General features: G+C 57.2%; 17 protein-coding genes. 3 read left to right on the top strand and 14 right to left on the bottom strand.

Going from position 1 to position 26,277, the window contains the following annotated elements; all coding sequences use genetic code 11:
- Positions 1–44 precede the first annotated feature (44 nt).
- The 6 genes from ACFSR7_RS35480 to ACFSR7_RS35455 form a co-directional block, all read right to left on the bottom strand.
- Positions 45–3,494 (bottom strand): S-layer homology domain-containing protein, encoded by a 3,450-nt coding sequence (locus ACFSR7_RS35480; protein ID WP_378169365.1) that lies wholly within the window; start codon positions 3,492–3,494, stop codon positions 45–47.
- Positions 3,452–5,281, bottom strand: coding sequence for a hypothetical protein (locus tag ACFSR7_RS35475; RefSeq protein WP_378169363.1), 1,830 nt, complete (start codon positions 5,279–5,281; stop codon positions 3,452–3,454). The genes ACFSR7_RS35480 and ACFSR7_RS35475 overlap by 43 nt, the downstream gene beginning before the upstream one ends.
- Before the next feature lie 468 nt (positions 5,282–5,749).
- Positions 5,750–6,184: a HEAT repeat domain-containing protein gene (locus tag ACFSR7_RS35470; RefSeq protein ID WP_378169362.1), complete on the bottom strand. Its 435-nt coding sequence runs from the start codon at positions 6,182–6,184 to the stop codon at positions 5,750–5,752.
- Positions 6,185–6,445: 261 nt separating this feature from the next.
- A complete protein-coding gene (locus ACFSR7_RS35465; protein WP_378169361.1) occupies positions 6,446–7,582 on the bottom strand; it encodes a beta-galactosidase in 1,137 nt (378 codons plus the stop codon).
- 16 nt (positions 7,583–7,598) lie between these two features.
- Entirely contained in the window at positions 7,599–8,339 is a 741-nt protein-coding gene (locus ACFSR7_RS35460) for an SIS domain-containing protein (protein WP_378169360.1), read from the bottom strand.
- A gap of 1 nt (position 8,340) precedes the next feature.
- Positions 8,341–9,096, bottom strand: coding sequence for a sugar isomerase domain-containing protein (locus ACFSR7_RS35455; protein WP_378169359.1), 756 nt, complete (start codon positions 9,094–9,096; stop codon positions 8,341–8,343).
- A 202-nt stretch (positions 9,097–9,298) separates the two neighbouring features.
- Here ACFSR7_RS35455 and ACFSR7_RS35450 point away from each other — a divergent pair, with 202 nt between their 5' ends.
- The 3 genes from ACFSR7_RS35450 to ACFSR7_RS35440 all read left to right on the top strand — a co-directional run bounded on the left by ACFSR7_RS35450 (position 9,299) and on the right by ACFSR7_RS35440 (position 11,835).
- Positions 9,299–10,063 (top strand): DeoR/GlpR family DNA-binding transcription regulator, encoded by a 765-nt coding sequence (locus ACFSR7_RS35450; protein ID WP_378169358.1) that lies wholly within the window; start codon positions 9,299–9,301, stop codon positions 10,061–10,063.
- A gap of 14 nt (positions 10,064–10,077) precedes the next feature.
- Positions 10,078–11,052 (top strand): N-acetylglucosamine kinase, encoded by a 975-nt coding sequence (locus ACFSR7_RS35445; RefSeq protein ID WP_378169357.1) that lies wholly within the window; start codon positions 10,078–10,080, stop codon positions 11,050–11,052.
- Between the two features lie 429 nt (positions 11,053–11,481).
- Positions 11,482–11,835 (top strand): hypothetical protein, encoded by a 354-nt coding sequence (locus ACFSR7_RS35440; RefSeq protein WP_378169356.1) that lies wholly within the window; start codon positions 11,482–11,484, stop codon positions 11,833–11,835.
- Here ACFSR7_RS35440 and ACFSR7_RS35435 read toward each other — a convergent pair.
- The 8 genes from ACFSR7_RS35435 to ACFSR7_RS35400 form a co-directional block, all read right to left on the bottom strand.
- Positions 11,830–13,071 carry a serine hydrolase domain-containing protein gene (locus ACFSR7_RS35435; RefSeq protein WP_378169355.1) on the bottom strand — a complete coding sequence of 414 codons (1,242 nt, stop codon included), beginning with the start codon at positions 13,069–13,071 and terminating at the stop codon, positions 11,830–11,832. The genes ACFSR7_RS35440 and ACFSR7_RS35435 overlap by 6 nt on opposite strands.
- A 6-nt stretch (positions 13,072–13,077) precedes the next feature.
- On the bottom strand, positions 13,078–13,959 hold the full coding sequence (locus ACFSR7_RS35430) for an alpha/beta hydrolase (RefSeq protein ID WP_378169354.1): 882 nt from the start codon (positions 13,957–13,959) through the stop codon (positions 13,078–13,080).
- A 27-nt stretch (positions 13,960–13,986) separates the two neighbouring features.
- The gene (locus tag ACFSR7_RS35425) at positions 13,987–14,823 is read right to left on the bottom strand and encodes a carbohydrate ABC transporter permease (protein WP_378169353.1); all 837 of its coding nucleotides are present in this window, start codon (positions 14,821–14,823) and stop codon (positions 13,987–13,989) included.
- Positions 14,813–15,718 carry a carbohydrate ABC transporter permease gene (locus ACFSR7_RS35420; protein WP_378169352.1) on the bottom strand — a complete coding sequence of 302 codons (906 nt, stop codon included), beginning with the start codon at positions 15,716–15,718 and terminating at the stop codon, positions 14,813–14,815. Before ACFSR7_RS35420 ends, ACFSR7_RS35425 begins: the two co-directional genes overlap by 11 nt.
- 80 nt (positions 15,719–15,798) lie before the next feature.
- Positions 15,799–17,103 (bottom strand): ABC transporter substrate-binding protein, encoded by a 1,305-nt coding sequence (locus ACFSR7_RS35415; protein WP_378169351.1) that lies wholly within the window; start codon positions 17,101–17,103, stop codon positions 15,799–15,801.
- Between the two features lie 166 nt (positions 17,104–17,269).
- Complete coding sequence (locus tag ACFSR7_RS35410) at positions 17,270–18,847, bottom strand: response regulator transcription factor (protein ID WP_378169350.1); 1,578 nt, start codon at positions 18,845–18,847, stop codon at positions 17,270–17,272.
- Positions 18,844–20,562, bottom strand: a complete 1,719-nt coding sequence (locus ACFSR7_RS35405) for a sensor histidine kinase (protein WP_378169349.1) — start codon at positions 20,560–20,562, stop codon at positions 18,844–18,846. Before ACFSR7_RS35405 ends, ACFSR7_RS35410 begins: the two co-directional genes overlap by 4 nt.
- Before the next feature lie 254 nt (positions 20,563–20,816).
- The gene (locus ACFSR7_RS35400; RefSeq protein WP_378169348.1) at positions 20,817–26,240 is read right to left on the bottom strand and encodes an S-layer homology domain-containing protein; all 5,424 of its coding nucleotides are present in this window, start codon (positions 26,238–26,240) and stop codon (positions 20,817–20,819) included.
- Positions 26,241–26,277: the final 37 nt, after the last annotated feature.

Below are 26,277 nucleotides of genomic sequence, written 5' to 3'. Positions count from 1 at the left end.
CCGCCGAGCGTTCAAGCGCTGCGGCAGGGCGGTTTTTTGCTTGGTTACGATTGGAGGCCGGCCAGCAATTTGGCCAGAACCTGCGCGCCTTCCGCTCGGGTCAGCTTTTCTTTGGGCGCGAAGCGGTTATCTCCGCGTCCGTCAAGCAAGCCCAGCTCTCGCGCTTTACTCGCTGCGTTTTGCGCCCACACGCTAATCTGAGCCATGTCGCTGAATGACTCCATCTTCGTGATGGCATCCTCTTTCCCCTGTTGGTGCTCGTAAGCGCGAATCGCGATCGCCGCCATTTCCTCGCGCGTGATCGTATCGTTCGGCGCGAATAAATCCGCGCTGCGCCCAAGCACGATGCCGGCCTCGTAGACGGCGGCGACACTGTCCGCATACCACTTCGCGGCGTCGACATCATTAAATGTCGCGTTATTTACGGCCTTTAACGCCAATGCGCGCGCGATCATGGCCGCGAATTCCGCTCTCGTGATGTTGCCTTGCGGATCGAACCGCGTATCGGACACCCCTTCAACCACATGTTTCGCAACCATATTTTTAATCGCTTCTCCGGCCCAGAAGCCCGCGCTCACATCCGAAAACGATTTATCGTATGCCAGCACCGCATATTGGGCTGCATGATCAACTTTAAAAGCCATGACGCCGTTGCCTAATATTCCGCCGATATACGTCATCGTTCCGCCCGCAGCCACTTCGTACGCGCCTAACAAGCCCGGATTCGTGTCCGGATCGACCTTCAACGTGAGCGTTAACGGCTCCGCCAAGGCAGTTACCGGCAGGACCGAGCCGTCTTGGGCAACGACGTTCAGCTGAAAATCAATGACGTCGCTGGCCGCCGTTACATGAACCGATCCCTTATTTAAACCTTGAACGATCGTCGCAACCTTCTCGCCCGGAACGCTGGCTGCCGAGAAACGGATTTGCGCGCCGTTGGCCTGCGCGCCGGTGGCGGCGCCCTGAATGCTTTGCAGCTGCGTCTTGGAGAACGCGATCGTCATCTTGTTTTGCGCGATTTGCAAACGATTCGAACCGATAAGGTCGGCTATGTTGGTCGGAAGCAGCACGGATTCCTTATTTTCCAGGACTTGAATGCTGATCAGGCCATCCTTAGCATTTTTGAGATCTGCCTCCGTAACCGTTTGTTGTTTGCCAGTGTCTACAGTTACCGTCGGCGGGATCTCCGGCGCAGGCTTGCCGACCAGCTTCATATCCGCCCAATTCGCCTGATCGTCGCCATTGCCCATCCACATGAGCTGTCCCCATACGTCGCCGCTGAGCTTGCGGGTCGCGAGCATGCTCATCCCCACGAGCCGGTCATTGCCCGGAACGAAAGGCGTCGTTTGCAAAGCGTCCCAAGGAATCGCCAACTCGAGCACGTACTTGTGGGCCACCGTATCGATAGTAGATTTAATAACCGCATCGGCTAACGGATATTGTTGCACCCCGCCGTCCTCTCCCTGCCTCATAAAGACATGCGGCTGCGAATCCGGTCCGCCGGCCGTGAACAGGACCGCATAATCGCCCGACCGGTATGCCGCCCCCGACTTATTGCGGTCGATATCGAGGAAGAGCATCGACGCCGTCGAGCTGAACATATTGGCGCCCGTCTCGGTAAACAGGAACTCGCTGTCTTCCCGCTGCTCCAGCACGTACAGATTTTTGTCGTCCCACTTCAGCCGGTACTTGGCGTTGATGGTCCCCGTATTCCCCCACAATGCGCCATAACGCAGCAGATCCGGATCGCGCTGATTAATGACGATGTCCTTCGCGTCGCTCCATTCGCTTTCATTCACGACACCGTCTACCGAGATCGGAGAGGATGCCCAATTGCCTGCATAGACCGGTTTAACGAAGTTGATCTTGATCGGCAGCATGTAGTCGACTCCGATCGCGCCTGCCGACAGACGGATCGGCTGCTGCGGCGAAGAAGACGCAATATCCGCATTCGGCGTGACCTGGACGCGAATCGTTCGCGTCTGATGCGGCAGGATCTCTATGTTATTGTCCGGGAAAGCGATCGCCAGCTCCGGTTCGCTATCGCCGGATAGCGTCAGCCTGTGGAGCATGCCGCCCCAGCCCCGTCCGTAACGATCGCCGATCTTGACATAGACCGATCCGGCATCGCTTTGGTAACCGCTCACCGGGTAGCTGCGCTCCCTGTTGTTCGTGCTTCCCTCTACGGCGCTGTCCGGCTCGTAATCCACGACGGTCCAATCCGTTCCATCGGCCGACAGCGACACTTCAAAGCGGTTGGACAAAGCCAATTTTATTACAGGGTTGCCCAGGTCCTGCGGCACGGGGATCTTGTAAACGAAATAGTTGGCGCCATCCGCATAACGCGCGCCTCCGGATATCGCCGAGCCCGCGTTTTCGACCAGGTAGTCTCCCTCTGCAGTCGATTCCGGAACGAAAGACAAGGCATCCTTTACGGTAGGAAGAATCGACATCTCGACCTGATGGGCTGCCGTATCTCGATTGGTCACGGCCAGCTCCAGGGCTTTCGTCTCTCCCGGCTGGATGTTCAAGGTGTCGTTCGCGCGCACGGTAAATGGCGCAATGCGCTCTTCGTAACTAAGCGTGAAGCTGTACATAACGGGACCGTATCCTCTTGTAGGGTCCGCGTTCGTCATTTTCACGTAGACTTCGCCGTCGGCATTCGCATATTGGGCCAAATCGCCGATCCTTCGTATTCCTTTATTCGCGCCTCCGACGACCGGCTCTCCGTTGGCATCCAGGTCCGCGCGGAAAAGCTCCGTCCAGGCCGCATCGTCGCCGGAGACGCTGATGACATAGTTGTTCGCGAGCTCCAGCATCAGGCTGGCTTGCGGATATTGATTGACATTGAATTTATAAACAAGCTCCTGATCGTGGTCCGTATATCTAAAATCGGGGTGCTGGCCGCCGGTGTAACGGACTTTATAGGCGGCGTCACGATCATTCTGATTCGTCTCCACGCGCTTCTCTGCAAAGTCGACCGGCGCCGAATCGGGTACCGGCGTACTCGACCACTGGACGCGGATCGTCACGCCTTGCTTCTGATGATCGTGCCGGATCAGCAGCGTCCTCGAGCCGTTCTCCCATTCCGTCGATACGGTTACGGGTTCGTTCGCGGCATCCGTTGCCGTCACCGTCTCCGGATACAGTCCCGCAGGCGCGCCCAGTCTGGCGCTCGCACGGGAACCCGGCGTACCGGCCAGCTTATAGCTGGTTTCGGCCGCGCCTTCCACGACTTCCGTCAGGTCGCCGCTTGCGAACAACACCTCGGGCTTCACCGCATCTCGGTCATTGATGTCGTACAGCATCGCATTGGTGCGGGGCTGCATCTCCGTCATGCCTGTAACGACCTGCAGCCGGTCGTCGAACAGATCGATGTAGGCGCCTTGCAATTGCAATTGCTCCGGCTGATCCATCACTTGAATCGTCGTATACGGTCCGCGGACGGACTTCAACAGATTCGCCTCGGCGTACGTTCCGCCCGCTTGCTCCACCGCATATTTCGCAATATCGCGGATGAGCTGAGAAGCCGCCGGGCTGGAAGAAAATAATCGGGCGATACGCCCATGACGATGACCTTGCCTTGCTCGACCGCTTGCTCATAAGCAACGGACCGGCCATTCGCGGCGTACAGCGAAGTCGCTCTTGCACCGAGCTCGGCAGCGGTCACGGTAAACCGCTTCGGAACGTTAATCGAGGAACGTCCGCCGAATACGCCGGTCCCGCCCGAAGCTTGCAGCACGACATCGTTCGTACCGTCGGAAGCCCGCTCGCCCGTTACGTTTAACGCAAGCTTGTTCCACAGGTCCTGCTTCGGCGAAGACAGGTTCTTTTCCGTCCACCACTCATTTAATTGGTCCGTACTGCCGGAGCCCCCGGTGTACACCAGAACGCCGCCGGCCTTCACCCAGTCGCGCAAGGCGTCGTTCACCTTGGCGCCCGTGCCGTTTCCGGCACCCGCGTTGCCTTCGATGGCCTTCCAATCGTCATAGCTGACGAACAACACCTTCGTATCGGCCAAAGCATGCGGCTTGGTCAACGTTTCCGCCGGAATCACCTGCAGCGGTATGCCCTTGGCCACCAAAGGAACCATCGGACCATAGAATGACGTGACTGCGCCTACGGTCGACATTTGCGAGATCGTATCCGAGTACAAGATGCCGATCCCCTGCGAGCCGGCCTCGATCGTTGCGGATTTGTCGTACATATCCTGCAGCGCCCGGTACACATTGGTTTGGATCGTCTTATAAGCCCCCGGCGCCTGCGCGAATCCGCGCTCCGACCACGGCACGACTTCAAACTGCTTGAATTGCGGCTGCATCAGCTGCGCGGCAATGGTCGTTTTATAAAACTGCTCGTACTCCGTCCAGCTATATCCCGGCGTATCGGCCTTCGGGTCGGCCAACGCGTACAGCTGCTTGCCGTCATCGTCCAATTTTAAATGAGCAAAAGAGGAATAATCGATGTAAGCGGATTCAAAAACCCGCCGTTCGCTCGTCCCGTTCGTCGGAACCGGCACAAGCGCGGTATCGCTCCATACCTGCGCAATATAACCGTCGATCGTCGGAATGTTGTAATAGTCGTAGTTCGAAGTCGTGATCCCGTACATGAGGTAGCTGATCGCCGTATGCGAGGCCACCAATACTTTGACGTCCGGATCGTACGCCTTGATTCGTTCGGATACTTCTTTAAGCGCACGATAGCACAAATACACTTTAAGCTTCTGCGATTTGAACGCCGCTTCCTTCGAGGAAGAAGGGTCCACCCAATTTTCCCCGTAATAAGCCAGCCACTCTCGTTTAAACGCGTCGGAATAGCCGGATTTGATGAACACGTCCGGCTCCTCGAACACAATCCGTCTGGCGCCTGCATCAATACTCGTCTTCGCCATGGAATAAATGAAGTTATTCCAATTCTCCGTCGGCACCATATAAGGGACATCGACGCTGGTCGAGTGGGTGATGAGATTCCCGCTCTTATCCTTCTGAATTTCGTCCTCGTGTTCTACGCCGTCATAGAGCCCCCGTTTGTAATAATTCATGTCCCGATTTAAAGCCATCATCACATCCACTTGATATCCCCGATTAGCCCAAGCCGAAACCTTCGATTGTATCGACGCAGGCTCGCCAACATAGACCATCACCGAATCCGTCAATACGTGGGCGCTCTCATTGTCCCCTGCCGCCGACGTCTGGAATGTCGTACGCACGACCGGCGGGTCGGTCGCGGGATTCGCCGCCGCATACGCAGGAATAGACCCCGCTATTGTTAGCGCTACCAAAAAACTTAACCTCTTTTTCTTCATTACACACCTCCGAAGGAAAATTCAGTCTTGATATATATTATTACATAACAAAATATATCTTTATAATTTGTATTATGTCAATATAAAATGATATTAACTGTGTTCGTTCAAGCATAACCTCGGCTGATTGGCAGCCTCCCCACTTGCGCTTTCGTTTCAATTCCTGAAAAAATACATCTTTTTCGCCTAGAGGGGCCCCTTTCAAAGAGAATGCCTGCAAAAATACATCTATTTCGGTATTTCATGCGGCTGCTGCCTCCTTCTTTGAGATTTGCCTGCATATTTGCAGGCATTTCATCAAACGCCGCTGCTCGGTAGAAAATAGATGTACCATTGCAGGTTTTTCGATTCGCATAACCTTCGAGAGACTCCGACCAGCCGATGCGCACGCAAAAAAAGCCAAATCCGACTGCGGAGTTGGCTTTGGCATTTGCTATCCTACTACTATAACGAAGTCCAAACCTTTTCAAGCCATGTATCGAAGTCGGCGCCTCTTTCGCCTTCATAGGCATCATAGACGTCGAGTCTCATCTTTTTCAGCTTCTCTTTAAACGCTTCGAAGGTATGACCTGCCGGCAAGCTTTTCTTAATTCGTACCAGGATTTTAGTAACGCCTTTGATTAGGTCGCCTGTTTTTCTCGTTGGCGGTTGAACGTCTTCGCCCCATTGCTTAAGCCTACGGTATGCGGCCTCTTGAACTTGATAGACCGTGTCGTTATTTAACCTGTGCTTGAGCACGTCGATCGTTTTGGGCGTGTTCCACTGACCCAGCTCTTCCACGGCATTCAATCGTTCTCTCCAACTGGACGTCCGATTCGCGGCTCCCTTTAGCTCTTCATAATTCGGAGGCAATTCATTTTTCACTTCATCTATGCTCAATTGAATCCATCCCGTCCATTGTGATTGTAAGCGCAAGTTAATACGCACCCTGCTCTATATAGTATAGGCTTCGTTTCTAACAAGCAACACGCTGCGCGTCAACCAACAACAATCCCCTCCATCCACCCTCCGGAAAATAAAAAGAACGTCCCCGCCAAGGACGCTCTTAAACATTCCATGCATGCACTCCGTACATTCACTGCATGCGCTTCGTACATTCACTGCTTGCGCTTCGTACTCTCCCTGCGCTCCGCACATTCACTACGCTCCGTTTGTCTCCCGCAGCCGAATCAGCTTACCCGCTCCCGGCTCCAAGCGGATCGTCAGGGCAGGCGCCTGATCGAATACGATGACGGATTCGGCCAGATCGTCGTGACTGAGGTTGACCATAAACAACGAATCGGGCTGCCCGTCGGCGGAGAAACAACCCGCGACGACCGGGTCGCCTTCCAGAGCGGTTACCGGTCCGAAGGACGGCAACACGCGCTCGACACCGTCCGGAATCTCCCCGCATACGAGAATGCCTTCCGGCTGCAAGGCCTGCAGGACCGGACCCACGACGGCCAGCTCCTCGTTGATTCGCTTGACGCGGTCGTACTGTTCGGTTCTGGAGCCGTCCTTGCGGATGAGCGCTTCCCCGAAGGTCTCGTTATTCCAATCGTCGGGCGACCAATAGGTAAAGTATTGGATCCCCACCGCTCCGAAAGCCAGACTCAGATAGACCTGCCAACGAAGCTCAGCTTCGTTCGGTTCCCTGTATTTGCCGTTGAACGACAGCGTCTGAATAAAAAGCCAAAACGGCACGTCGTGCCGGCGGCAAGCTTCGCTAATCGACCATAGGTTCGCAAAGTAGTCCGGTTTGTTCTTCTCCATCAAGAGCGGATAATGGTCGTACGACAACACCTTCGGCTTAAACGTGCTGAGAAATTGCTCCACATAGTCCGCGTATGTATCCGCCCCCCACATCGGAGGCTTCGCGTAAGTGGGCAGCAAATTGACGTACGCCAGACCGTCAGGCACATGCGTATAGTAGCTCTCGGCAAGCGCGGCCAACCGTTCGAATTCGCCGGCGCCCGGCTCGTCGAAGAACAAATGCCCCATATAGGCGGGATGCGCGGTATACGGGGCGACGAGCGGCCCCATTTGCGCCACCTCGGATATAGCCAGATTTTTCACGCGCGGATCGCTGACCAGGTACTTGAGGCCGTTCGCCTCGGCGCAATCGAGCGCCTTGCGCACCGTCTCCTCGCCATCCTCGATCTCCCTGAATCCGATTACAAAAGTAAACCCGCCGTCGCGTATTTCCTTGTATCGCTCGACGGAAATCTCGGCTGCCGGAGGCGGTACCCACATCCCGACCGGAAATGATTGCGCGCCGACAAAATCAGCTTTGCTCATGACCTGATCCCCCTGCTTACATATAATGGATTTGCGACCGGTACTGCGCAAGCAGCGCCCGGTTGTAATCGTCCCCGCCGTCCCGATTGCCGGACATGAACACCGGCGGCGTCATTCCGCGTTCGACCAGGAGCCGAAGCGTCTCCGAGATGACCGCATGCATCATCGTAATGCCGGTGACCGTGGAGATGGCGCCCGTCTTGACCGGCAGTCCCGCGATATCGAGTACCGCGTCTCCTTCCGGGCACATCAGATCCAGAACGAAATTCGCCACCTCGAATAGACGAAGCCCGCTGGCATGCCGGCTCGTTACGGCCCCGGAGTATGCCATTGAAGTCAACGCGACGACGGATATGCCTTGGTCCCGCGCCCACAAAGCCATCTCTACGGGAACGTCGTTGCGTCCGGACACCGAAGCGATAAACAGGACATCCCCCGCCCGGATCGGCGAGCCGGACAATACCGCTTCGGCGATGCCCGATATTCGTTCATATTGGCTCGTGAGCGTGACCGGACGAATGTCGAGCGTCATGCCCGGCAGGAGGATCGGATTCATGAGCAAAAAACCGCCGGCCCGGTAATACACTTCCTGGGCGAATATGCTGGAGTGGCTGCAGCCCGTAATATAAATCGACCGTCCGCTTTCTACCTTATCCGCAAGCATCGCCGCGACGGCGGTCATCGCATCGCGCTGCTCGCTTTGAATCCGCCGCACCGCCTCGGTCACGCTATGGCAGTACTCCGCGATCGGGTCCATCTCAATGTCCCGTCTCTTGGTAGCGCAGCATCTGCGTTTCGTTAAACTTGTCGCTGCCGGGGTTATTGATCGACTTAAGCACGGTCGGCTTGATCCCCCGCTCCAGCAGAAGTTGGACCGTCCTGGCTTCGATCGCCCACATGATGACGGCCGAAGAGATGCCCGAAGCCGGACAGATCGGCGCGTCCATATCCGGCACATCGATCATGGCATCCAGCGCCGGCGCACAGTTGTCGACTGCCAGGTCGGCCAGCTCGAACAGCCTTTTGCCGGTGGAATGATCGCTCTTCAACAGCTGCGAATAAGTCAGGCTCGTCAGCGCGATGACCGTGACGCCGAGCCGACGGGCTTCGAACGCGAGGTCGACGGGAAATACGGTTTTGCCCGATACGCTCCCGATGACAAGGACATCGCCGGGCTGGACGTTGCTCGACTTCAACGCATACTTCATCAGACCTTCGAGGCTGCGGTCCTTCTCCCCGTCCCCGGGGCGCTTGCGGACATCGTTGTCGATCTCGAACTTCATGGAGAGCCGCTTGAAGCTGTACAGCCCGCCCGCTCTATCGATTAATTCGCTGTCCAGCATGTGACCGGTGTCGAATACATGAAGACCCCGTCCCTGCTCGACCGCATCGGCGATGATGGCCGAGGCCTGATCGATCGCCTGGCTTTGCGTTTGCTCCACCCGATGAATTAATTCATTAATCTTCTGAAAGTAAACTTGCTTGAGATCGAACGGTTGTGCAAGGATAACCATACGCCTCCCCGGAATAGAATAACAGTTCGGAATACGCCGAAATCTTTCGTTATCTTTCGTTGTTTTACGTTTATATTATATTTTCCGGTTTTTACACTGTCAATTTTTATATTTTTTTCGTTTTCATTGTGAATCGTAAGGTTTTGATATAAAATCATCGTACATCCGTCCGTATATCGCATCGCGCAAGGAGAGATCGACGATGTTCGCTTCGCAAAGAAGAGACGAGATCTATAAATTAGCCCAGGATCGTCAATTCATCTCGGTTGCCGAACTGAGCAGCATGTACCAGGTATCCGAAGTCACCATCCGGTCCGACCTCAAGCTGCTGGAGCAGCAGGGCAAGATTACGAAAAACTACGGAGGCGCGTCCATTCTGAGGGAAGACGTGCAGCCGCTTTCCACGACATCTAAATTATTGAGCGACATCAAGGCGGCGATCGCGCACGAGGCATCCGCTTTGATCGAAGAAGGCGACAGCCTCTTCCTCGATTCGAGCTCGACGACGATTCTGATGGCGGACGCCATCGCCCAGATGAGCAATGTAACGGTCATTACCAACTCAATCCCGATCTTCGACAAGCTCAAGGAATACCGCAACGGAACGGTGATCGGCATCGCCGGCACCCTGAGTCCGTACACGCAATCTTTCGTCGGCCCCTTCGCCGAAGAGATGATCGCCAAGCTCAGGGTGAGCAAAGCCTTTATCGCGCCGAAAGGTCTCTTGCCGGAAGGGCTGCGGGATACGAGCGTGCAGGAGGCGGCCATCCGCAACAAAATGATCGCGTCCGCCGACAAGGTGATCGCGCTCGCGGACCATAGCAAATTCAACAACGAGAACGTCGTCTTCAGCATCAGCAGCTTCGACAAGGTTCGGCACGTGGTAACGGATCAGACGCCGATCGAGCCGTTCAGCCACTTTTTTCAGCAGAAGGGAATTGAAGTTCGCGTCGCTAACCTGACGTAGGCGGAGGATGTCCGATGAGATATATCGCATCGCTGGACGGAGGCGGCACCAAGCTAAGCTGCCTGATCGCCGACGAACAAGGCAAGCTTGTGGGCCGGTCGATCGCGGGCTCGACGAACTCGCAGTTCGATACCGCGGATGAGATCATATCGACCATTCGCTCGGGGGTTACGGAAGCGCTGGCGTCCGCGGGCATCGCGGCTTCGGACCTCTCGGCGATTTATACCGCGATGCCCGTCCTGAAGATCGAGATCATCCGACAAGCGCTGGACACGCTTGTCTGCGGGCATACGGAGATCCATATCTCGGACGAATTCACGCTGTCCCTGTTCGGCGCCATTCAGGAGCGGCACGGGAGCCTCGCGCTGGCGGGCACCGGATCGTTTGCCGGCGTGTGCAACCGGGACGGCTTTTCGGCAGTCGGCGGATGGGGCGCCATGATCGGAGACGAAGGCTCGGGGACGCACATCGGCCAGCAGGCGTTGGCGGCATGCTCGCTCATGGCGGACGGGCGCGGCCCGTCCACGATGATGTTGGAGCAGATTCTGCGCTTGTGGAATTTTCCCCGTCTACTGGACGTCATGATCATGCTCTATGCGACGAAGCTGAACGTGCAGCGCAAGCTCGTCGCCTCTCTCTGTCCACTCGTCGGACAGTGCGCCGCATCGGGCGACGAGGTGGCCGCCCGGATCCTCGCGGAGGCCGCCGGACAGCTAGCCGATCAGATGGTTCACTTGATCGGGAAGACCAACGCGCAAGACTTGCCGCTGACGGTATCGGGCGGGGTATGGAAATCGAGCCCGCTGCTGTTCCGATCGTTCGGCCGGCGCGTGAAGGAGCGCTACCCGGACATCGCCCTGATCCCGCCGAGGTTCGATCCCGTCATCGGGGGCATCTTGCTCGGGCTCGAGGCGGCCGGCATGGATGCGAAGCGGCTGGAGCACGCTTCGTATAGCGATTTTTCGTTCCCTAATCTAAGTTTGGATTGACCATTTGTTTTTAATATCCGATTCCCGCTTTGTGCGCCGTAGACAGATTCGACACGCTATGTTTTTGATATGGGGGATGCATAGATATAGACGGGGATTCGCCGCAATGGCGAGCAAGCAATCCATTATTGCCAACAACCGTTTTTTTTCATTTTCGCCATCGCCTTGCTCATCATCGGCGTCTCCATCGTCTGGAAGCCGTTCTCGCCGGCACCGTATGCACCGACGTCCGCGGACGAGATCGTTTTGCATGAAAATGAGGGCGTATATAATATCAACGACCAAATGGATTTTCTCGTGGATAAGAGCGGCGAGCGGACGCTTCATGTAATATTCTTTTGATCTCATACACTATTTTTTAAGGAAAATCGCCCTGACGGTCCTTTTAGGTTTGGCGGATATCCGAAACTTGCTTTGGCGGAACGCCTCTTGATGGTTCATCCGACAGCCGTTGCGATGGGTTGGGCCATCTTCGCCCGCCCGCGTTGTTCTTTCGCCGCAATGCCTGCAAATATACATCTTTTTTTGCCGTTGTCGCCCCTTCTGGGCAGAAAAGATGCAATAGTGCAGGTATTTTCCTCCATCAGTTCGATTACTGGCTTGCGCTTGGAATTTACCTGCACAATTGCAGGTATTTTATCAAGTACCGTTGGTCGGCAGAAAATACATGTACAAATGCAGGTTTTTCGACCCGCAAACCATCGAAAAGCACCGACACGCCGAAAGTTTGCCTATATGGGTTGGATAGCAGAGATAGCATCAGCCCAGCGTCTTTTCTTATAAAACGGCTCTCATTACCGCGACCTCGAACTCGCGGGAGGCTTCGGCATCGGAGCCTCCCGCGTTAGCCAGATTGGTCATGAGCACGGCGAAGAGGTCCTTGCCCGGATCGATCCAGAAATGCGTCCCCCATGCTCCGCTCCATCCGTAGCTGCCGATGGTCAGTGGCGTCCCCGCAGACTCCCCGTCCGTGATGACACGCATGCCGAGTCCCCATGTCTGCCACTCGGGGAAGCCCGCTATCGAGGCCGAAAGCTGCGGCGAAGCCATCTCCTTCACCGTGTCCGCATTTAAAATCCGCGTCCCTGCGAATTTTCCTTCGCCTGACAACATCCCCGCGAAGCGGCAGTAGTCTTCCAACGTTCCGAACAAGCCGGCCGCACCGGAATGATAGGTCGGATGGAAGAACGGGTTTTGTTCTTCCGTTCTACTTAGACCCCACTCGACGCTTTCATACAGCGGGACAAGCCGGCTGCGCTGCTCCGGCGATAGGACGAACGTCGTATCGCGCATGCCGAGCGGCTCGAACAGTGCCCTCCGCAGATAAATATCCAACGGCAGTCCCGAAGCGACCTCGACGATTCTTCCCGCAATATCGAACGCTGCAATCGGACTATACCCCGTCAACGCACCCGGCTGAAAATCGAGCGGTACGCTTGCCCAGGCCGGAATATGACCGGCCAACGTCGCGCCCTCGCCGGGCATCCGCATCTCGCGAAACCCGACCGGACCTTGCCCCAAGCCGCAGCTATGGGTGAGCAGGTCCCGCACCGTTATCGGACGGGCCGCGGGTTCCAGCGTATAGGAGGCAGCGACTGTTGGCATCGCGCCGGCCGGGGCCTCCGGGTCCGGTTCGTAAGCGGCAACGGACGCTTGAACGTCAGGTACAGCGACATTGGCATTCCCGCCGAATTCCGGTACGTACTTGCCGATCGGATCCGTCAACCCGATTTTTCCCTGCTCCACCAATGTCATGACGGCGACCGCCACGATCGGTTTCGTCATCGAAGCAAGCCGGAAGACCGCTTCCTGCCGAAGCGGCCGCCCGTTCTCCTTATCCGCATAGCCCTGAACCGCGCATAGCGCGATCCTTCCGCCCCGCGACACGAATGAAGCCGCTCCCGCCAGCTTCCCCTCGCGGATGCGCCGTTCGAGCAGCTCCGCGACAACGCTCAGCTTGCCTGCGTCAAAGCCGCCTTCTTCCGGCGATCCCCAAGCCTTCCATGCTTCAAATGCCATAATCCGTCATCTGCTCCTTAGCCACGTCAGGGCCAATTCGAACCATTTTTGGCAGCCTGCGTTGATATGCGTATCGTCCGCCGCCGATGTCGCATCGGCCAGCGACAGCCCGTGAACGCCGCTCTCGAATACATGTAGCTCGTACGGAATACCCCGATCCCCGAGCGCCATCGCCCACAGCAACGAATTGCGTGCGCTGACGAGCTCGTCGTCGGCCGTATGCCACAGAAAAGTCGGCGGCGTGCCGGCGTTTACGTAACGCAGCGGACTGTTCCTCTCCTTTTCGTCGATGGAAGGATCCGGACGTCCGAAGTGCGCCCGATAGACGAGCAGCTTGTACGCCTCCTGTTCCTCCCGTTCGAGCGCAAGCGCGTGGTGGACGAGCGGATACCCTAGAACGAGGGCATCCGGACGAAGAAGGCTCGCCTCCGCCCCGAACCTCTCCCGCAGCATGTCTCCCGACCAATGCGCGCCCAGACTCGCGGCGAGATGCCCGCCCGCGGAGAAGCCGACGACGGTGATTCGCCCCGGATCCACGCGCCATTCCGCGGCGTTCCTTCGCACCGTTGCCAACGCTTCGGCCAATTCCAGCAGCGGCTGCGGATAAGCGGCGTTATCGTTGCCCGGCGGGCTCGCGTTCAAGTCGGGTACGTGTTCGCCGAACCATGTGGTGTATCTCAATACGAAAGCATGATACCCATGCGCCGCGAACCGCAAGGCGACCGGCTCCGCTTCCCGGTCCGAGGTGCTCAGGTACCCGCCGCCGGGACAGACGACGACGCCCGGCCGCAGCCGCCCCGTCTGAAATTCCCTGGAGTCGTGCAATACGTATTTCTGAAGCTGGGCATTCCCGCTCCCGATCTGCAGCGGCATCGTCTCCGCGATCATCCTTGCGCCGCCTCCTTTCCTTCATCGTCATCCTTTAACCGCTCCGGAAGTCAAACCTTGCACGAAGTATTTTTGCAGAAAGACAAACAGCAAGAATAGAGGAACGAGAATCATACAGATCGCCGCCGTCATCAAGCCCCAATCCGTTGCGTATTGGCCTTGAAAATTAATCAATCCGACAGTAAGCGGAAGCCCCTTCTCCGTCGTCAATGTCGAGATCTGCGCCCATAGCAGCTCCCCCCAGACGAAGCAGAAGTTCAGCACGGTGCAGGTCGCGATCGCGCCTCCCGTCAGCGGGAAGACGATGCGGAACATCGTGCTCATCTCCCCGCTTCCGTCCATTCTCGCGGACTCCAGCAGCTCCGAAGGGATCGAGAGGAAAAAGTTGCGCAGAATGACGATCGTACCGGGAAGCAGCCAGCCCACGTAAGCGATAGTGACGGGAACGTAAGTGACGCCGAGCAATTTTAGCTTGGACATCATCATATAGAGCGGGAGCACCATCGATTCCGTCGGCAAAATCTGAATGACCAGGAGCAAGCCGACGATTGCCCCGGCGAACGGGACCTGAAGCCGTGCGAGCGCATAGGCGGCAAAGGCGGCTACGACCGTCACCATTGCCAGCGTAACCAGGGCGATAACGACGCTGTTGTAGAAATATTCGCCCAGCCGTCCGACCTCGAATGCTTGAACGTAATTGTCGACTAAAAAGGAGCGCGGAAAGGCCCAAATGTCCGAGAAAAATTCATCCGATGTCTTGAGCGACGTTAGGAGCGTAAACAATAGTGGATACAGATTGACGACCGTCAGACAGACGAGAACCGCCCTCATCGCATATCCGCCCAGCGGCATTCTAGTATTCATAGACATTCCCTTTCGTCAGCTTCCTCGACAACGCGATGATCAATGCCACGACGATCGTCAGCATGACGGAGATGGCGGCGGAATAACCGAATTCGTTGTATCGAAACGCGACATCGAGCATTCTGACGGGCACCGTCCGCGAAAAATCGCCCGGTCCGCCCCTGGTCATCGCCCATACGATGTCGTACGTCTTGAAGGAAAGAATCAGCATCAGCATCGTGACCAATCGAATCGTCGGCATGATGAGGGGGAGAATAATGACGCGGGCTTGCCGGACGGCTCCGAGCCCCTCCAGCTTTGCCGCTTCGAACAGCGAGCCGGGCAAAGAGATGATCGCGGTGTAGGCGAGCATCATGACGAATCCGGAAAACCGCCAGCCGCCGATGACGGCGATCGTCCACAGGACGATTCCAGGCTCCGCCAGCCATGCATGCTCCAGGCTTTGAAGTCCTATCGCCCGCAGCACGTGGTTGAGCAGTCCCGTATCGGGACTGAGCACAAACGTGAACAACAAGCCGATGACGACGAGCGGCATCATGGCCGGCGCAAAAAATACGAACCGGTAGAACGCCCCCTCCCTGCGCCCGGCCCGATGAATCAGAAGCGCGAGCAGCAGCCCGGATACAATCGCGATCGCGGAGGACACGACGGCGATGAAGATCGAGTAGTAGAATCCCTTGAGCGTCACCGTATCTTGAAAAAAGTTTGCATAGTTGCTCCATCCTGCCGCCTTCATCGCTCCCATGCCGTTCCAGGACGCGAAGGAGAGAACCGCGTTCCATCCGATCGGGACGACCATCGTCGCCCCGATGAACAGTAAAGCGGGGATCAGGAACGCCGTTCCGAGCAGTCTTGTTCTGAGCGTCAAAGCCGAATCGTGTTTGCCGAATTTCAATGCGTCGGACCTCCCGTCGAGCGAAGCGGGCAGCCCGAGCCGAACTGCGCCCGAATGGCCCGCTTCGCCGCATACCGCTCTTATTTGATCGCTTCCAGCCTCAGCTTCTCCAATTCCTCCAGCGAGGACTTCCCGTTGAAGATATAGCTCGCCGGCATCTTCGCGTTGAGAATGTCGGTGATCTTCGTCGACAGATGCATGACTTCCTCGGATTGAATATTTGCGATATCCTTCGCGTACAGCGCGAAGTTGGGATCTTCGGACCGGACGCCGCTTACGGTAACGGGGGCGCCCGTATCGACGCGCTTCTGCAGCACCTCGGCGCTGGTCAAATACTTGATAATCTCCACGGAGGCTTCCGGATGGGTCACGTTGGCCGGAACCATGTACCCGTTCGAGCCTCCCAATACATGATTCAGTCCCATGTTCGGCCAGCTCACGATCTGGACGTTGGGCAATCCCGATTCCTTGACCGACTGCGCCGCGAGAATGTTGACGTCCGCCTTGACCGCGATCTTGCCCGCCTTGAACGCGACGTTCACCTGCTCCAGCGTCGTGGACAGCGCGCCCTTGCCTGGATATACGTACTTGTCGTACAGTGCTTTGGAAGCGTCGAACGCTTTGACCGCGAGCGGATCGGTGAACGGGATTTTTCCGGCGGCGAAGTCGCTCCGGGTTTGTTCGTCCGGCCATACGGTGATCAGATTGTTGCGGGGCACCCAGGCCCCCCAATCCTTGTACAGGCCAAATGGCACGATACCCGTCTTTTCCTTGATCGTCTCCAGCGCCTTGATAAAATCGTCCCAGCTTAACGGACCGTCCGGAAAAGAGACGCCCGCTCGGTCTGCGATATCCTTATTAACTTCGAGCAGCGGATACACGGCCGCGTATGGAACCGCATACACTTTGCCGTCGTACGTTCCCGCCGAGAGCGCGTCTCCGACGAACGTTTTTTTCCATGCCCCGTCGTCCGCCTCCAGATAAGGGGTCAAGTCCAGCGCCATATCGGAATCGACGAATGTCTCCATCGCACCCGGCCAGTACATCGCAACGTCGATCGGCTCGCTGGCCGCGATCGTCGTTTTCAGCGTCTTCTCGACGTTCGAATCCCACGCCTTAAACGTAATGTCGTATTTATCCTTGAAATGCGCGGCGACCATTTCCTCTTCGATCTTGCTGCTCGGATCGTCCACGGGAGCGATCATCAACGTCAGCTTAAGCTTCTCCCCCGCTTTGCCGCCGGACGCCGAAGCCGTCGCCGAAGCGCCGGCGGATTCCGAGGCGGGCGCAGAAGCCCCCTCTTCGGACTTGCCGCAAGCCGCCAGCACGAGCGACATGCCAAGCAGTGCCGATAGAAGCCTCCCCGCTTTCCCTCTTTTCAACATGCCCAGACCTCCTCTATTTTCCGAACGGGAAAAAGAAAAAACCGTATCCCGGGTAACTTAACGAGCGCGCGTCGTTAGATCCCATTATACGGTTCGCTGGTTGCCGCCACTATTTAAAAAATCTACGAAAATGTTTGCTAATCTTCGATTTACGCGTCGCGGCCGCTTAAGGCCGGTTTTTCCTGAATGCCGTCGGCGGCCGGCCCTCCAGCTTGCGGAACACTTGCGTGAAATAGGCGTAATCCGCAAAACCGACCCGCTCGCCGATCTCGTAAATGCGGTCCGTCGTCCCTTCGATCAATTCCTTCGCCTTGGCGATTCTCAGCCGGTTGACGTACTCACGGAACGGAACGCCCATCTCTTTCTTGAACAGGTGGCTAAAGTAGTTGGGCGTCTTGCCCACGTGTTCCGCGACCCGCTCGACCGTCAGCTCTTGCAAATAATGCTTCCGGATGTACGCGTCCGCAAGCTGCATGAGCGCGCTCAGCCGAGAGGCTCCGGCGCTCCCGTAAGCCTTGAATGCTTCATCGTAGGCGCTCCGGACGAAATCCGCATATTCACCGATCTCGAAGAAGGAGCGGCTATCCAGTTCCTCAGACCGAACCTGTACGAATTCGGCTAGCTCGGCGGACGGTTCCCGGAAGAGGGCGAGCAATCGAATCAAGGTTTTACAATAAGCCGCAACGCTTTTCTCGCTATATGCCCTTTCTTCGCGCAGCCTGACGAACTCGGCGTCGATCCGCTTGGACAAGCGCTCTCCTTCTGCTTCGCGGATAAGGGCTTTGAAATCTACGTCATCGTCAAGACCGCGGATCGTGTCGTCCCGAAGCCGATCCGCGTCGTCGAACGCATGGACCGCGCCCTTGCCGGCGTACAGTCTCCGATCGAGCGCTTCCTTTGCCTGCGAGAGCAGATCGTTAAATGCAGCGGCGTTGCCCGGTGCGCTGATTCCCGCCGACCACGCGTTTTCCCCAACCGCCGACGTCGCGCGAACGATCTCCGTTAACCGGTTTTTTAACGAGGCCGCGGCGTGCCGGGCGTACAAGTACGAAGTCGTCTCCAGCTTAAGCAGCCCGATCAAGGATCCGCCCTTCGTCCCCAGCCATAATTCGCCGGCTTCCGATTCCCGTCCTTCTCTCGCCCGAAGCAGCATCGCGTCGACGGAAGAACGGGCTTGCGCCGTCTCCGCCCCCCGCCGATCCGGCTCTACTCGGACGAGGAGCAGCGTCCCTTTCGCGTCGAACCGATAATATTGCGCTAATCCATCCAGCAGAATGAGCCGATCGCGAATTCGCCCGCACGCGAGATCCTCGACGAAGAGTTCCTTGTGGGAAGCCAAATACTTTCGAAACGTCTCTTCCGATACCCGTTCCCGGACGATCTCCTCGCTAACCTTCTTGATAAGCCGGATCAAGCTCCGGGCGCGAATAGGCTTCATCTCGTAGTCGGCCGCATCCCATTGAATCGCCTTCTTGAGATATTTGAAATCGTTGTAGCCGCTAAGGATAATCACCTTTGTCGCGGGCCTTGTTTCCTTAATCCGCCTAAGCAGCTCCAAGCCGTCCATTCCCGGCATCCTGACGTCTGTCACGACCAGCTCGGGCAACGCCGCGGAGAACAGCTCGAACGCCTCGGTTCCGCTCGACGCCGTCAGAACCTCCTCGATTCCCAAGGAAGCCCAATCTATCCCCTCCTTGATGCCCTCCCGGATTTGCCTGTCATCGTCGGCGATCAACAGCTTCATCGCGCCAACTCCTCGTTCGCGTTCTCGGTAGCGGGGACGAGCAATTCGACGACCGTCCCCTTGTTTTTCTTGCTCCTGAAGGTCAAACCGAACTCCCGCCCGTACTGCAGCTTGATCCGCTCGTCGATGTTCCTGAGCGCGAAGCCGTCCTGACGATCGCCGTCTTCGGATAACATTCGGGTGATGCGTTCCTGATCCGCGCCGAGGCCGTCGTCCGATACGGCCAGCCGGATCTTTCCGCCTGCCTTTTCGATGCGAACCTCGATCGTTCCGCCTTCCAGCTTCTCTTCCAGCCCGTGAAGAATGGCGTTCTCCACGAGCGGCTGCAGAATAAGCTTCGGCACTTGATGCGCGAGCAGCTCCGGATCGACCTCGGTCCGCAGTTTGATTCGCTGTCCGTATTTCGCTTGCTGGATGAACATGTAGCTTTCCAGAAACGCCAATTCGTGGCCGATCGTCACGATCGGCCGCCCTTTGCTCAGCACGTGCTTGAAAATTTCGGACAGCGCTTCGATCTGCTCGCTTACGTCGTAATTTCTGTGCTTCATGGCCAGCCAATGAATCGAATCGAGCGTGTTGTACAGAAAGTGCGGATTGATCTGTGCCTGCAAGGCAGTCAGCTCCGCCTCTCTGCGCCTGATACGGCTGACGTAGACGTCGTCGATCGTCTGCTTGAGCTGCTCGGCCATTCGGATGAAGCCCAGGTGGATCTCCCCGATCTCGTCCTTGGACGCGCCGTCCAGGACAATGTTGAAATTGCCCGTGCGCAGCTTGGCCATCTCCGCCCGCAGTCTGCCTAGCGGTTTAATCCAATAGCGATGCTGCACGAGCGAGAACAAGAACCCGAACAGGACGCATAAACCGATCGCAATCAGAAGAACGGTGTTAAGCGTCGTCTTCAACAAAGTGAACGAGCTTTCCGGAATGGTCTGGACGAGCACCCAGCCCGGGCCTTCGATGCGATAAAACAGGACGATGTTTTTCCCGCCGCCGAGCTTTTTCCCGAAGAAGCCCTCGTTACCGCCGGTTATCCCCGGCATGATCTGTTCGTAATGCGCATACGTATGGCCGATCGCGCTTCTATCGGACGAAGACAACACCTTGCCGGAGGCGTCGAGCAGGTCAATCTGCGAGCCGTCGTACGAATTGATACCTTGGTAGAAACGGCGCACGGCTTCCTCGGAGACGTTCAGCTTGACGATGCCAAGATCTCTGCCGTATTTATTAAAATCCATAATCCTTCGATAGGCGTACAGCCGCGTATCGTCGGAGGTCCAATACAGCTTGCCCATCAACGCCGAGGCTCTCTGCGCTTGCCCGGCGTCGACGGCGGCGTCCAGCGTGCCCATCTGAAACACGACCCGGTCGCCTGCGATCATACTAATCGTATCGTAATAGGCTTTAGAGCCTTTCAAATCGTCCAGCCATGCAATCATTTCCCGGTAGATCTGGTCGTAATCCAGCTCTTTGTTGTATTCTTCCTTCAAAAACTTCTGGATTTGCGCGTTCCCCATCATCCGCAAGGTGAGATCATTCGTATCCGAGATCAGGGAGTCAAAATTCTGTCTCGTCTGCTTAAGCGTCTGCAACGCGATATCGCTCGATTTGCTGAGCGTAAGCCGCGTGAACTGGTGGTTCAAATAAAAACCGGCGAGCAGCAACGGCACGACGATCAGCAAGGCGATGCACAGAAAAAGCTTTTGCTTTAAGGGCATATCCCCGAAATTAAAGCGAATAAGCCGTGCCTCCCTTCGACATCCCGGTTAGCCATTTACTTTACACTATATCCCAGGGGACCGACAATACCGGACTGGCCTTTTGAATTACCCGATATAGCAAAAAGAACGCCCGATCAAGGGCGCCCTCAAATACACATGACCATTCTTCACGGCGGGCAGGTTGTCCCAGATCGAGCCCCGGAACAAGCGGAGCTTCGTATCGTAATCCGTTATACGGGCTTCCGTTCCGTTTAAATCAAGCCCGATTTTTGCAGCAAATTCTGCATAATCGTGGCTACTTCCGCTCTCGTCATATTGGCTTTCGGCGCAAGCGAAGCGGCGCTTCTTCCTGCTACGATTCCTGCTTGCACGCTGTCCGCGACACCGCTTTGCGCCCATACGGATACGCTGGCCGCATCCGCGAACGGATGAAGGACTGCATCTGCCGCTTGAACCGAGAGCTTATCCTTCAGTCCTGTAAGCTTCATCGCATTGGCAAGCACCGCCATCGCCTGTTCGCGCGTTATTTTGTCATTCGGCCGGAACGTCCCGTCCTCGAAGCCCGCGATCAGCTTGTACGCATAAGCAGTATTGACCGCGTCGCCGTACCAGTCCGATGTCTTCACATCCGAGAATGGCGTCGCTTCATGGTCCGGTTTGAGCCCCAAAGCCCGAACGATAATGGCCGCGAACTCGGCGCGCGTGATATCCCGGTCCGGACTGAACAGGCCGTCCCCGGTGCCTTGGATAACCATGCGCGAGCCCATATCGTTAACGGCCGTTTTCGCCCAGTGGTTCGCGACGTCCGAGAATTCGAGCGGATGCCATACGACCGCGTACGTGCTGTTGGTCAAGCTGTTTATTTTCGCAAAATACTTGCCTTCGACGAGAACGATCTTGGTTGGCACATGCCGCGCGGTTCCGTCTGCGTCAACGACGACGCCCGTCGTTATGCGATTCGGGTCGATGCCGTCCGGCAGAGCTACCATGCGTTCGACGTAAACGTTAAAGGCCGTGACTTCGACCGTTTTACCGCCGTAGGTGGCTGACACCGTGAAGTCAACCGCAGGCAAGATAACGGAGAATTCGCCCTTCGATGCCGCGTTCTCGACCACCTTCGCCATCGTCTCGGACGTTTGCGCAATGGCGACTTTTAATTGAATGTCCTCCAGCTTCACGCCGCTGCCGAACTTGCCGGCCAATTCGTCGATGTTGATCTGCTTCGCCGGCAACGTGTAGGTTCCCTTTTCTGTCTGCAGAACGAGCGTAGCCGAGAGGCTTTCCATATTTTTGACCATCCGGCCGGTCAACTCGCCGACGATAACGTTCGATGCCGACTTGACCGGAATGATGACGACGGCATTCGCGCCCTCCGAAGCCAGCTTCGCCTGCAGCTTGACCGGATCGACGGCGACCGTCGTTGTCTTGACGCCGCCCGATTCCGTCGTCATGGCTTTGCCCGCACTTTCAGCCTTGCCGTTCACCAGTACGTCGACCGACTCTTCCTTCGGACCGGCAGTTCCTGTCGGTACCTCATTCGAAGGCTGAGGAGCCGCCGGCTCGGCGATTACAATCGCCGCCGTTTGGCCAAACCTCACGACTTGGCCTTGTGCATCCACCTCGGCTACGCCAATCTTGTCGCCGTTCGCCGCCGGGATCATCCCGTCGCCAGGAACGTTCGAGTAGCCGCTAAGCGTGTCGCCGACATTCGGTACAACGACCGTGCCGTTGCCAAAATTAAAGTACACCATCCGGTGATTGTCATCGGCGAGAGGGGTTACCGTAATCTGGGTCCTGCCGTCATTGGTTGCGCCACTCGGATCCGCTGCGGTTATCGTCAACCCGCCAGCCGGAACGGCCATATTTGTCGTGAAAATCAGCGTAGTCGCCGGACCTGCCGGCACGGAGCCGCTGGCTGCCACCCTCACCAGGACTGTATGCTCGCCGCTTAGCTGCGGCATGTTGGTGCCGTCATATCGGACATAAGCGCCGCCGTCGACCGAAAATTCCATCGTCGTGTCCAAACCGACAATTACGTTGCCCGTATCGTCCGCGCTCACATTCGATGCCTCCGGAAGCGTCGCATCCGAGTCATGGATGGTCACTTGAGCGGGGATGGAGGCAAAATCCGATGACGTTGCTGCCAACCGTACGTAATAGACGCCAGGCGCCAGCCCGACAACCGACGTCCCGGTCACGCTTGTCCATGTTCCGGTAGTTCCCTCTTTAAACTGCATGCCGAGATTGACATGAAGGATCGAACCATTGTTAGCGCCGTTATATGTGACATCCGTAACGGATAGATTGACTGGAGCTGCCGGGCGAGCCGGCAGGGCAAGCGTCTGCGCAAAGCTGTCTGTCGTCGTCGCGCCATTGCCCTTCTTCACCAGGTTCACGTCCGTGCCCAGCCAGCCAGCGTCGATCTGTACCTTGCCGCTGCCGTCTGCCGTCACTGCCGTGCCATTAACGGTATAGGCGCCGTTCACCGCCAGTCCCGACAGCTGCTCCGCTGCGTAGTCGATCTCCGCCTCCGGCTGCGCTTCCTGCGTCGCGACGAACGCCGCGATTGTGACCGTTTGCGCTGCCGATACGAAAGACGAAGACGTTGCTTTGACGCGCACATTGTACGTACCCGGCGCCAACCCCGTTACGCTCGTGCCGGTGATATCCGTCCAGCTGCTGGCCGCTGCCTGTTTGTACGCCATCGCCGACGTCACATTTGTCAGCGTACCGTTGCTGCTGTTGATGGTACTCTCGTCCGTCTTGCCTGCCGTCGGCGCCGCTGGGCGAGCCGGTACGCTCAGCGTCTGCGCCAAGCTGTCGGTCGTCGTCGTGCCGTTGCCTTTCTTCACCACGTTCACGTCCATGCCCAGCCAGCCGGCGTCGATCTGTACCTTGCCGCTGCCGTCCGCCGTCACTGCCGTGCCGTTGACGGTATAGGCGCCGCTGGCCGCCAGTCCCGTCAGCTGCTCCGCCGCGTAGTCGATCTCCGCCTCCGGCTGCGCTTCCTGCGTCGCCGTGAACGCAGAGATGGTGACCGTTTGCGCTGCCGATGCGAAAGACGAAGACGTTGCTTTGACGCGCACATTGTACGTACCAGGCGCCAACCCCGTTACGCTCGTGCCGATGATGCTTGTCCAGCTGCTAGCCGTTGCTATCTTATACTCCATCGCCGACGTCACGTTCGTCAGCGCACCGTTGCTGCCGTTTATGATACTCTCGTCCGTCTTGCCTGCCGTCGGTGCCGCCGGGCGAGCCGGTACGCTCAGCGTCTGCGCTAGGCTGTCGGTCGTCGTCGTGCCGTCGCCCTTCTTCACCACGTTCACGTCCGTGCCCAGCCAGCCGGCGTCGATCTGCACCTTGCCGCTGCCGTCCGCCGTCACTGCCGTGCCGTTGACGGTATAGGCGCCGCTGGCCGCCAGTCCCGACAGCTGCTCCGCTGCGTAGTCGATCTCCGCCTCCGGCTTCGATTCCTGCGTCGCCGTGAACGCAGAGATGGTGACCGTTTGCGCTGCCGATACGAAAGACGAAGACGTTGCTTTGACGCGCACATTGTACGTCCCCGGTGCAAGTCCCGTTACGCTCGTACCGGCGACATTCGTCCAGCTACTAGCCGATGCCGTCTTATACTCCATCGTCGGCAGCACGTTCGTCAGCGCACCGTTGCTGCCGTTTATGGTACTCTCGTCCGTCTTGCCTGCCGTCGGCGCCGCCGGGCGAGCCGGTACGCTCAGCGTCTGCGCCAAGCTGTCGGTCGTCGTCGTGCCGTTGCCTTTCTTCACGATATTCACCGTTAAGCCTATCCAACTCCCGGCGATCTTTACCTTACCGCTGCCGTCCGCCGTCACCGCCGTACCGTTGACTGTATAGGCACCGTTCGCCACAAGTCCCGTCAGTTCCTCCGCCGTGTAGCCGATCTCAGCCTCCGGCTTCGTCTCGAGCAACATCGCCGCAGTGACCGTAATCGTTGCGGTGCCTTTTTTGCTGCTATCAAACGTTGACGTTGCCGTAATCGTATAGTCGTCCGGCCTGGCATCCGCTGCAACGGTCACGTTCCCCGTGCCGCTCACCGCCACCTTGCCGCCGGCGTCGCTGCTCGTCCACGTTACCGTCTCCGCCGCACCGTCAACCGCCTCTACCGCAGCTGCGAGCTGCTTGCTTCCGCCTTGCACCACACTTGCTTTGTTCGGACTGACGCTTACGCTGCTTATTGCCGGCGCTACCGGACCGGATTGTATGATCGTTCCGCCTAGCCCTACCGCGACATACGTAGCGGTTCCAAAGGTGAAGCCTAATAGATCGCTTGCAGTGCCGCTTGCCCGGCTCGTCCAGCTCACTCCGTTGCCGGAGGTCATCACCGTTCCGCTATTCCCCACTGCTTCAAACATGCCGTTGCCGAAGTTGACGCTATTAAGTTGAGCGGTAACGCCACTCGTTTGTTTCACCCAGTCGGTTCCATTGCCAGAGGTAATAATCAGTCCGCTTACGCCTACCGTTACATAGGTGCCCTTTCCGAAGGCAACGCCCTTCAGCAGACTCGCGGTGCCGCTCGTTCGGCTAGCCCAGCTCATTCCGTCGTCAGAGGTCACAATCGTTCCGCTTGCGCCTACCGCTACGAACTTACCGTTTCCAAAGGCGACGCCGGTCAGTGCATTCGTAGTGCCGCTCGTTCGGCTGACCCAGTTCACGCCGTCGATGGAAGTTAAAATCAATCCGCTTTGGCCTACCGCCACATTGATACCGTTTCCGTAGGCGACGCTAGCCAAAAGAATCGTAGTGCCGCTCGTCCGGCTCGTCCAGGTCGCGCCGTCATTCGAGGTCATGATCGTTCCGCTTTGACCTACCGCCACATACTGGCCGTCACCGTAGATGATGCCGTAAAGAACATTCGGCGTGCCGCTCATCCGACTCATCCAGCTTGCGCCGTCGCCGGAGGTCAAGATCGTTCCACCCGAAGACACGGCCACGTAAGTGCCGTTTGCATAAATGACTCCATATATATTACTTGTAGTGCCGTTCATCCGGCTCGTCCAGCTTGCTCCGTCCGTGGACGTCAATATCGTCGTTTCCCCTACCACGACATACATCCCGTTTCCATTCGTAACGTTAGTTAGCGTAAGGGTCGTGCCGCTGCTTCGGGTTGTCCAGCTGACTCCGTCGCTGGAGGTTAAAATCGCTCCATTGTGCCCGACCGCCGCAAAATTGCCGTTATCGAAACTGATGCCGACAGCGGTATAGGTATTGGTCGAACTGTTTCTCCAAAGCACGCCATCGTTGGAGAATACAGTCCTTCCCAAATCGCCCAGCGCCACGAACCGACCGTCCCCGTATGCGACGTCCTTCAGCGTACCCGTATAGCCGCTCGTTTGACTCGTCCAGTTCACGCCGTTGTTGGAGGTAATAATGACTCCGCTGGTTCCCACCGCCGCATACATACCGTTTCCGTAGGCGACGCCATATAAAATATAGGAAGTGGAAATGCCGCTCGTTCGGCTCGTCCAGGTTACGCCGTTGCTGGAGGTCACGATTTTTCCGCTGTTCCCGACCGCCACATACAAGTTATCTCCATAAGTGATCCCGACAATGTTCGTCGTAAGTCCGCTCGTTCGACTCGTCCAACTCGCACCATCGCCGGAGGTGAGGATCGTTCCTCCTGCTCCGATTGCGACAAACATGTTGTTTCCCCAAATGACGTCTTGCAGAAAACTTGTC

Origin of the sequence: Cohnella sp. GCM10020058, from assembly GCF_042683485.1 — a bacterium.
Lineage (GTDB): Bacteria > Bacillota > Bacilli > Paenibacillales > Paenibacillaceae > Cohnella.
This window is presented reverse-complemented; position numbering and strand designations above follow the sequence as displayed.

Coding starts and splice junctions, on each gene's coding strand:
- ACFSR7_RS35465 (WP_378169361.1), bottom strand. CDS start 7,582: ATGAGCAAAGCTGATTTTGTCGGCGCGCAATCATTTCCGGTCGGGATG.
- ACFSR7_RS35460 (WP_378169360.1), bottom strand. CDS start 8,339: ATGGACCCGATCGCGGAGTACTGCCATAGCGTGACCGAGGCGGTGCGG.
- ACFSR7_RS35455 (WP_378169359.1), bottom strand. CDS start 9,096: ATGGTTATCCTTGCACAACCGTTCGATCTCAAGCAAGTTTACTTTCAG.
- ACFSR7_RS35450 (WP_378169358.1), top strand. CDS start 9,299: ATGTTCGCTTCGCAAAGAAGAGACGAGATCTATAAATTAGCCCAGGAT.
- ACFSR7_RS35445 (WP_378169357.1), top strand. CDS start 10,078: ATGAGATATATCGCATCGCTGGACGGAGGCGGCACCAAGCTAAGCTGC.
- ACFSR7_RS35435 (WP_378169355.1), bottom strand. CDS start 13,071: ATGGCATTTGAAGCATGGAAGGCTTGGGGATCGCCGGAAGAAGGCGGC.
- ACFSR7_RS35430 (WP_378169354.1), bottom strand. CDS start 13,959: ATGATCGCGGAGACGATGCCGCTGCAGATCGGGAGCGGGAATGCCCAG.
- ACFSR7_RS35425 (WP_378169353.1), bottom strand. CDS start 14,823: ATGAATACTAGAATGCCGCTGGGCGGATATGCGATGAGGGCGGTTCTC.
- ACFSR7_RS35415 (WP_378169351.1), bottom strand. CDS start 17,103: ATGTTGAAAAGAGGGAAAGCGGGGAGGCTTCTATCGGCACTGCTTGGC.
- ACFSR7_RS35410 (WP_378169350.1), bottom strand. CDS start 18,847: ATGAAGCTGTTGATCGCCGACGATGACAGGCAAATCCGGGAGGGCATC.
- ACFSR7_RS35405 (WP_378169349.1), bottom strand. CDS start 20,562: ATGCCCTTAAAGCAAAAGCTTTTTCTGTGCATCGCCTTGCTGATCGTC.
- ACFSR7_RS35400 (WP_378169348.1), bottom strand. CDS start 26,240: ATGTTTGTCGCAATCGGAGCAGGAGGAACGATCCTCACCTCCGGCGAT.